This window comes from Pseudoroseomonas cervicalis ATCC 49957 (genome assembly GCF_000164635.1).
GTDB lineage: Bacteria > Pseudomonadota > Alphaproteobacteria > Acetobacterales > Acetobacteraceae > Pseudoroseomonas > Pseudoroseomonas cervicalis.
Map to the genome: position 1 here is coordinate 1 of NZ_GG770779.1, position 6,198 is coordinate 6,198.

At 69.9% G+C, this 6,198-nt stretch carries 4 protein-coding genes; 3 read left to right on the top strand and 1 reads right to left on the bottom strand.

The features are described 5' to 3' along the window. Window positions 1-51: 51 nt before the first annotated feature. Window positions 52-753, bottom strand: a complete 702-nt coding sequence (locus tag HMPREF0731_RS11290; RefSeq protein WP_007004253.1) for a response regulator transcription factor — start codon at window positions 751-753, stop codon at window positions 52-54. A 186-nt stretch (window positions 754-939) separates the two neighbouring features. On the opposite strand from HMPREF0731_RS11290, the gene HMPREF0731_RS11295 reads away from it, so the two are divergent. From HMPREF0731_RS11295 to pnp, 3 genes are all read left to right on the top strand, one after another. After that, entirely contained in the window at window positions 940-1,662 is a 723-nt protein-coding gene (locus HMPREF0731_RS11295) for a HugZ family pyridoxamine 5'-phosphate oxidase (RefSeq protein WP_007004254.1), read from the top strand. A 230-nt stretch (window positions 1,663-1,892) separates the two neighbouring features. Next, entirely contained in the window at window positions 1,893-3,497 is a 1,605-nt protein-coding gene (locus HMPREF0731_RS11300; RefSeq protein ID WP_007004255.1) for a phosphoenolpyruvate carboxykinase, read from the top strand. Window positions 3,498-3,981: 484 nt separating this feature from the next. Next, the gene (pnp, locus tag HMPREF0731_RS11305; RefSeq protein WP_007004256.1) at window positions 3,982-6,189 is read left to right on the top strand and encodes a polyribonucleotide nucleotidyltransferase; all 2,208 of its coding nucleotides are present in this window, start codon (window positions 3,982-3,984) and stop codon (window positions 6,187-6,189) included. Window positions 6,190-6,198 lie beyond the last annotated feature (9 nt).

Below are 6,198 nucleotides of genomic sequence, written 5' to 3' on the forward strand. Positions count from 1 at the left end.
GGCGGCCGGGGCGGGGGCGGGGGCGGCCTGGCCGCTGGCGTCGGGCAAGGATCAGGCTTCCTTGTAGCGGTAGCCGATGCCGTAGAGCGTCTCGATCATCGAGAAGTCGTCATCCACGGCCCGGAACTTCTTGCGCACGCGCTTGACGTGGCTGTCGATGGTGCGGTCGTCGACATAGATCGCCTCGCCATAGGCGGCGTCGATCAGCTGGTCGCGGTTCTTCACCATGCCGGGGCGCTGCGCCAGCGCCTTGACCAGCAGGAACTCGGTGACGGTGAGCTGCACCGCCTGGCCCTTCCAGCTGCAGGTGTGCTTGGTCTCGTCCAGCACCAGCTCGCCGCGGATGATGACGCCGCTGGGCGGCGCGCCGCTGCCCTCGGCGCGGCTCGCCTCGTTGCGGCGCAGCAGGGCGCGGATGCGCTCGATCAGCAGCCGCTGGCTGAAGGGCTTGGTGATGTAGTCATCGGCGCCGAGGCGCAGCCCCATCAGCTGGTCCAGCTCCTCATCCTTGGAGGTGAGGAAGATCACCGGCATCGAGCTGCGCTGGCGCAGCCGCTGCAGCAGCTCCATCCCGTCCATGCGCGGCATCTTGATGTCGAGCACGGCGAGGTCGACGGGGCGCGCCAGCAGGCCCTGCAGCGCGCTCTCGCCATCGGTGTAGGTGCGCACCTGGAACCCCTCCTGCTCCAGCGTCATGGAGACCGAGGTCAGGATGTTGCGGTCGTCATCGACCAGGGCGATGGTGGCGGGCATGCTGCGGTCTCTGCTCCCTGGGACCCGTGGCGCGGCCAGGGTGCCGAAGAATTGTGGCGCAAGCCGGGCCAGGATCGGGGCGGCGGCCGGCGCCGGTCAGAAGCGGAATGGCCCGGCCCTGGTTGCGGCGCCCCGCGCGGGCTCCAGGGCAGGGCGTGGGCTGGTCATTAGGGCGTGAGGCGCGGGATGGACAAGGTGGAAGCGGTGCGGCAGGCGCGGGCGCTGCTGCGGGGCGCGCGCGGCGGCACGCTGGCGACGCAGCAGGAGGGCCAGCCCTTCGCCGCCCTGGTCACCCCGGCGATGGCCGGCGACCTCTCGGTGCTGCTCTGGCTGTCGCGCCTGTCGGAGCACACGCGGCAGCTGTCGCGCGAGCCGCGCTGCGCCCTGCTGGTGCAGGGGGCGGCGCCCGAGGCCAACCCGCAGACCGCGCCCCGGCTGAGCCTGACCGGCCTGGCCGAGATCGTGGAGGGCGAGGATGCGGCGGCGCTGAAGGCGCGCTGGCTGGCGCTGCACCCCTATGCCGCGCTCTATGCCGGCTTCGGCGATTTCGCGCTCTGGCGCATCCGCCCGCAGGCGGCGCTGCTGGTCGGCGGATTCGCGGCCGCCACCCGGCTGCGCGCCGCCGAGCTGCTGCCCGACCCGGCCGCGGTGGCGGCGATCGCGGCGGCCGAGCCCGGCATCTGCGCCCATATGAACGAGGATCACAGCGACGCCATGGCGCAGATCGCCACCCGTCTTTTGCGGCGGGAGGCGGCGGCCTGGCGTATGGTCGCGGTGGATGTCGATGGCTGCGACATGGCGGCCGGCGATGCCGTCTGCCGCCTGGATTTCCCGGCCCCCGTCGCGGATGCGGACGGGGTGCGCAAGGCCCTGGTGGCCGCCGCCCGGCAGGCGCGCGCGGCCGGCTGAGGCACCCGATCGCGGCGGATTGATGGCGGGTTTCAACGACTTGTCCGATAATAAGACAAGGACACGAACATTGACCAATCCTTGGGCAGCAGCCTAGTCTCGGGGCCGACCGGCGCGCGGCGCATGGGGTGCGGTGCACGTGATGCCGCTCCGCGCCGGATCATCCCCATGGCTACTGCCCCGCCGGAGGCCCGGCGGAGGAAAAGCGCCCTGACCGGAGTCCGCATCGTATGACAGCGTCTGCTGCCGCCACCGCCCTGGCTGGGACCGGTGTCACCACCACCGCCCCGCTGCACGCCAACCTCACCGCCGCCGGGCTCTATGCCCATGCGCTGCGCCGCGGCGAGGGCCGGCTCTCGGCGGACGGTGCCTTCATCGCGGTGACCGGCCAGCACACCGGCCGCTCCGTGCAGGACAAGTTCGTCGCCGACGACCCCGAGGTCACCCAGGAGATCTGGTGGGGCAAGGTCAACCAGAAGCTGGACCCGGCCAAGTTCGAGACCTTCGCCGCCGATGTGCGCGGCTGGCTCGGCCAGCAGAAGGAGCTGTTCACCGAGGATCTCTATGCCGGCGCCGATCCCGCGCACCGCATCAAGGTCCGGCTGGTGACGACCAATGCGTGGCACGCGCTGTTCGCCCGCAACATGTTCATCCGCCCGCCGGTGGAGGAGCTCGACGGCTTCACCCCGGACTACGTGATCCTGCACGCGCCGGAGATGGAGGCGAAGCCGGAGCATGGTGGGCGCCCGAACTCCACCACGCTGATCGCGCTGTCCTTCGCCAGGAAGATCATCGCCATCGCCGGCACCTCCTATGCGGGCGAGATCAAGAAGTCGATCTTCACGGTGATGAACTGGCTGCTGCCGGCCAAGGGCGTGCTGCCGATGCATTGCTCGGCCAATGTGGGCAAGGATGGCGACACCGCGCTGTTCTTCGGCCTGTCGGGCACCGGCAAGACCACGCTGTCTTCCGACCCCGAGCGCGCGCTGATCGGCGATGACGAGCATGGCTGGTCGGACAAGGGCGTCTTCAACTTCGAGGGCGGCTGCTACGCCAAGGTCATCAAGCTCAGCCAGGAGGCCGAGCCGCAGATCTGGAACGCCTCGCACCGCTTCGGCGCGGTGCTGGAGAACGTGATCGCCGATGCGCGCGGCCATCTCGACCTCGACGATGGCTCGCTGACCGAGAACACCCGCTCCTGCTACCCGATCGAGTTCATCCCGGGCACCGCCCCGGGTGGCCAGGCCGGGCTGCCGAAGAATGTGGTGATGCTGACCGCCGACGCCTTCGGCGTGCTGCCGCCGATCGCCAAGCTGACGCCGGCGCAGGCGATGTACCACTTCCTCTCCGGCTACACCGCCAAGGTGGCGGGGACCGAGAAGGGGCTGGGCAAGGAGCCGCAGGCGACCTTCTCCACCTGCTTCGGCGCCCCCTTCCTGCCGCGCCACCCCGAGGTGTATGGCAAGATGCTGGCCGAGCTGATCGCCCAGCACGGCGCGCAGGTGTGGCTGGTGAACACCGGCTGGACCGGCGGCAGCTACGGCACGGGCCACCGCATGTCGATCAAGCACACCCGCGCCCTGCTGCGCGCGGCGCTGGATGGCAGCCTGGCCAACGCGACCTTCGCGACCGATCCGTTCTTCGGCCTGGCCGTGCCGCAGAACGTGCCGGGCGTGCCGGCCGAGGTGCTGAACCCGCGCGAGGCCTGGGCCGACAAGGCCGCCTATGACGCCACCGCCGCCAAGCTGGTCGGGCTGTTCGAGAAGAACTTCGAGACCTTCGCCGGCGCGGTGAGCGAGGATGTGAAGGCCGTGGCCCTGCGGGCTGCCGCCTGAGCAAGAGAAGGCCGGGGGAGACAGGGTCTCCCCCGGACCCCCGCCATCAGTTTGGCGTCCCGCTGTGCCGGGAGATGGCGGCAGCCTGACAGAAAAAAGAAGGGGGTCCGGGGGAATTCATTCCCCCGGGCCTTTTTCCATTCTGATTTTTCCGTGGCGCTTGTGCGCCTGAGCGTCCATAACGCCCGCCGGGCGCGCCGCTTCGGCCGCCCGGACCCGCGAGCGTGCGGGAAAGACTGGAGGCTGCGCCGGGCGCGACCCCTCGACTGAGCAGGGGCGTGGCGGCGTTTCCGGCCACATGGGTGCGTTCCGCGGTTCACCCCCGCGGCCCCTCCATGCCGCCCGAGACGCCGAGGACCCTCCCTGACGGGGAGGGCGAGACCCGGTCCGGCCCTGGCGCTTCCCGCATCGCTCAACCGACACCCGCCTTCCGGGCGGGAGACGCAGCGCCCGTGACGACGGGCCGCGATGCCAAGGGACTTTCATGTTCGACAATTATTTCCGCAAGGACATCGCCTGGGGCGGCAAGACGCTGACGCTGGAGACGGGCAAGGTCGCCCGCCAGGCCGATGGCGCCGTCATGGCGCGCCTTGGCGACACCATCGTGCTCTGCACCGTGGTTGGCGCCCGCTCGGTGAAGCCGGGGCAGGATTTCTTCCCGCTCACCGTGAACTACCAGGAGAAGGCCTTCGCCGCCGGCAAGATCCCGGGCGGCTTCTTCAAGCGCGAGGGGCGCCCGTCGGAGGCGGAGACGCTGATCTCCCGCCTGATCGACCGCCCGATCCGCCCGCTCTTCCCGGAAGGGTTCCGCAACGAGGTCCAGGTCATCGCGACGGTGCTGTCGCATGACATGGAGAACAGCCCGGACATCGTGGCCCTCGTCGGCTGCTCGGCCGCGCTGACGCTCTCGGGTATTCCGTTCTTCGGCCCGGTCGGTGCTGCGCGCGTGGCCTATATCGACGGCCAGTACGTGCTGAACCCGACGCTGGAGCAGATGAAGAACACCCAGCTCGACCTGGTCGTCGCCGGCACCGCCGAGGGCGTGCTGATGGTCGAGTCCGAGGCCAGCGAGCTGACCGAGGAGGTCATGCTCGGCGCGGTGACCTTCGGCCACCAGTCCTTCCAGCCGGTGATCGAGGGCATCATCGAGCTGGCCGAGAAGGCGGCGAAGGAGCCCTGGGACCTGCCGGAGGAGGATCCGGCGGTGGCGGCGCTGAAGGCCAAGCTGGCCGAGCTGGGCCGCGCCCCGATCGCCGAGGCCTACAAGGAGACGCAGAAGCTGCTCCGCCAGACCAAGGTGGGCGAGGCCAAGAAGGCGATCCTGGCGCAGCTCTCCGAGGACGAGGCCGCGATGGCCAAGGGCCTGCTGAAGGAGCTCGAGGCCGACGTCGTCCGCAACGCCATCCTGGACACCGGCCTGCGCATCGACGGCCGCGACACCAAGACGGTCCGCCCGATCATGGCGGAGGTCGGCGTGCTGCCGCGCGCCCATGGCTCGGCGCTGTTCACCCGCGGCGAGACCCAGGCGCTGGCCGTGGCCACGCTGGGCACCGGCCAGGATGAGCAGATCATCGACCAGCTCGCGGGCGAGTACCGCGAGAACTTCATGCTGCACTACAACTTCCCGCCCTACTCGGTGAACGAGACGGGCCGGATGGGCAGCCCCGGCCGCCGCGAGATCGGCCATGGCAAGCTGGCCTGGCGCGCGATCCACCCGCTGCTGCCGGAGAAGGAGAAGTTCCCCTACACGATGCGCGTCGTGTCGGAGATCACCGAGTCGAACGGCTCCTCCTCGATGGCCACCGTCTGCGGCACCTCGCTGTCGCTGATGGATGCGGGCGTGCCGCTGAAGCGCCCCTGCGCCGGCATCGCCATGGGCCTGATCAAGGAGGAGAAGGGCTTCGCCGTCCTCTCCGACATCCTGGGCGACGAGGATCACCTCGGCGACATGGACTTCAAGGTGGCCGGCACCGAGCAGGGCATCACCGCCCTGCAGATGGACATCAAGATCACCTCCATCACGCCGGAGATCATGAAGATCGCGCTGGAGCAGGCCAAGGGCGGCCGTCTCCACATCCTGGGCGAGATGGCCAAGGGCCTGACCGGCGCCCGCACCGATGTCGCCGCCAACGCGCCGAAGATCACCGTGATCAACGTCCCCAAGGACAAGATCCGCGAAGTCATCGGCACCGGCGGCAAGGTGATCCGCGACATCGTCGAGACCACGGGCACCAAGATCGACATCGAGGATGACGGCACGATCAAGATCGCGTCGACCAGCCCCGAGGCGACGCAGGCCGCGATCGACCGCATCCGCGGCATCACCGCCGAGCCCGAGATCGGCGTGATCTACAACGGCACCGTGGTGAAGACCGCCGAGTTCGGCGCCTTCGTCAACTTCCTCGGCGCCAAGGACGGGCTGGTCCACATCTCCGAGCTGGCCAATGAGCGCGTCGCCAAGACCACCGACATCGTCAAGCAGGGCGACAAGGTGAAGGTGAAGGTGCTGGGCTTCGACGACCGCGGCAAGGTGAAGCTGTCCATGCGCGTGGTCGACCAGGCGACCGGCGCCGACATCTCCGACCAGGTCGGCGCCCGCCGCCCGCGCGAGGAGGGCGAGAATGGCGAGGGCGAGCCCCGCCGCGAGCGCTCCGACCGGGGCGAGCGCCGCCCGCGCCGCGACCGCGACTGAGAAGGGGGC

Excerpts from the sequence above, each read along its gene's own strand:
- HMPREF0731_RS11290 (WP_007004253.1), bottom strand. The coding sequence starts at position 753 with ATGCCCGCCACCATCGCCCTGGTCGATGACGACCGCAACATCCTGACC.
- HMPREF0731_RS11295 (WP_007004254.1), top strand. The coding sequence starts at position 940 with ATGGACAAGGTGGAAGCGGTGCGGCAGGCGCGGGCGCTGCTGCGGGGC.
- HMPREF0731_RS11300 (WP_007004255.1), top strand. The coding sequence starts at position 1,893 with ATGACAGCGTCTGCTGCCGCCACCGCCCTGGCTGGGACCGGTGTCACC.
- pnp (WP_007004256.1), top strand. The coding sequence starts at position 3,982 with ATGTTCGACAATTATTTCCGCAAGGACATCGCCTGGGGCGGCAAGACG.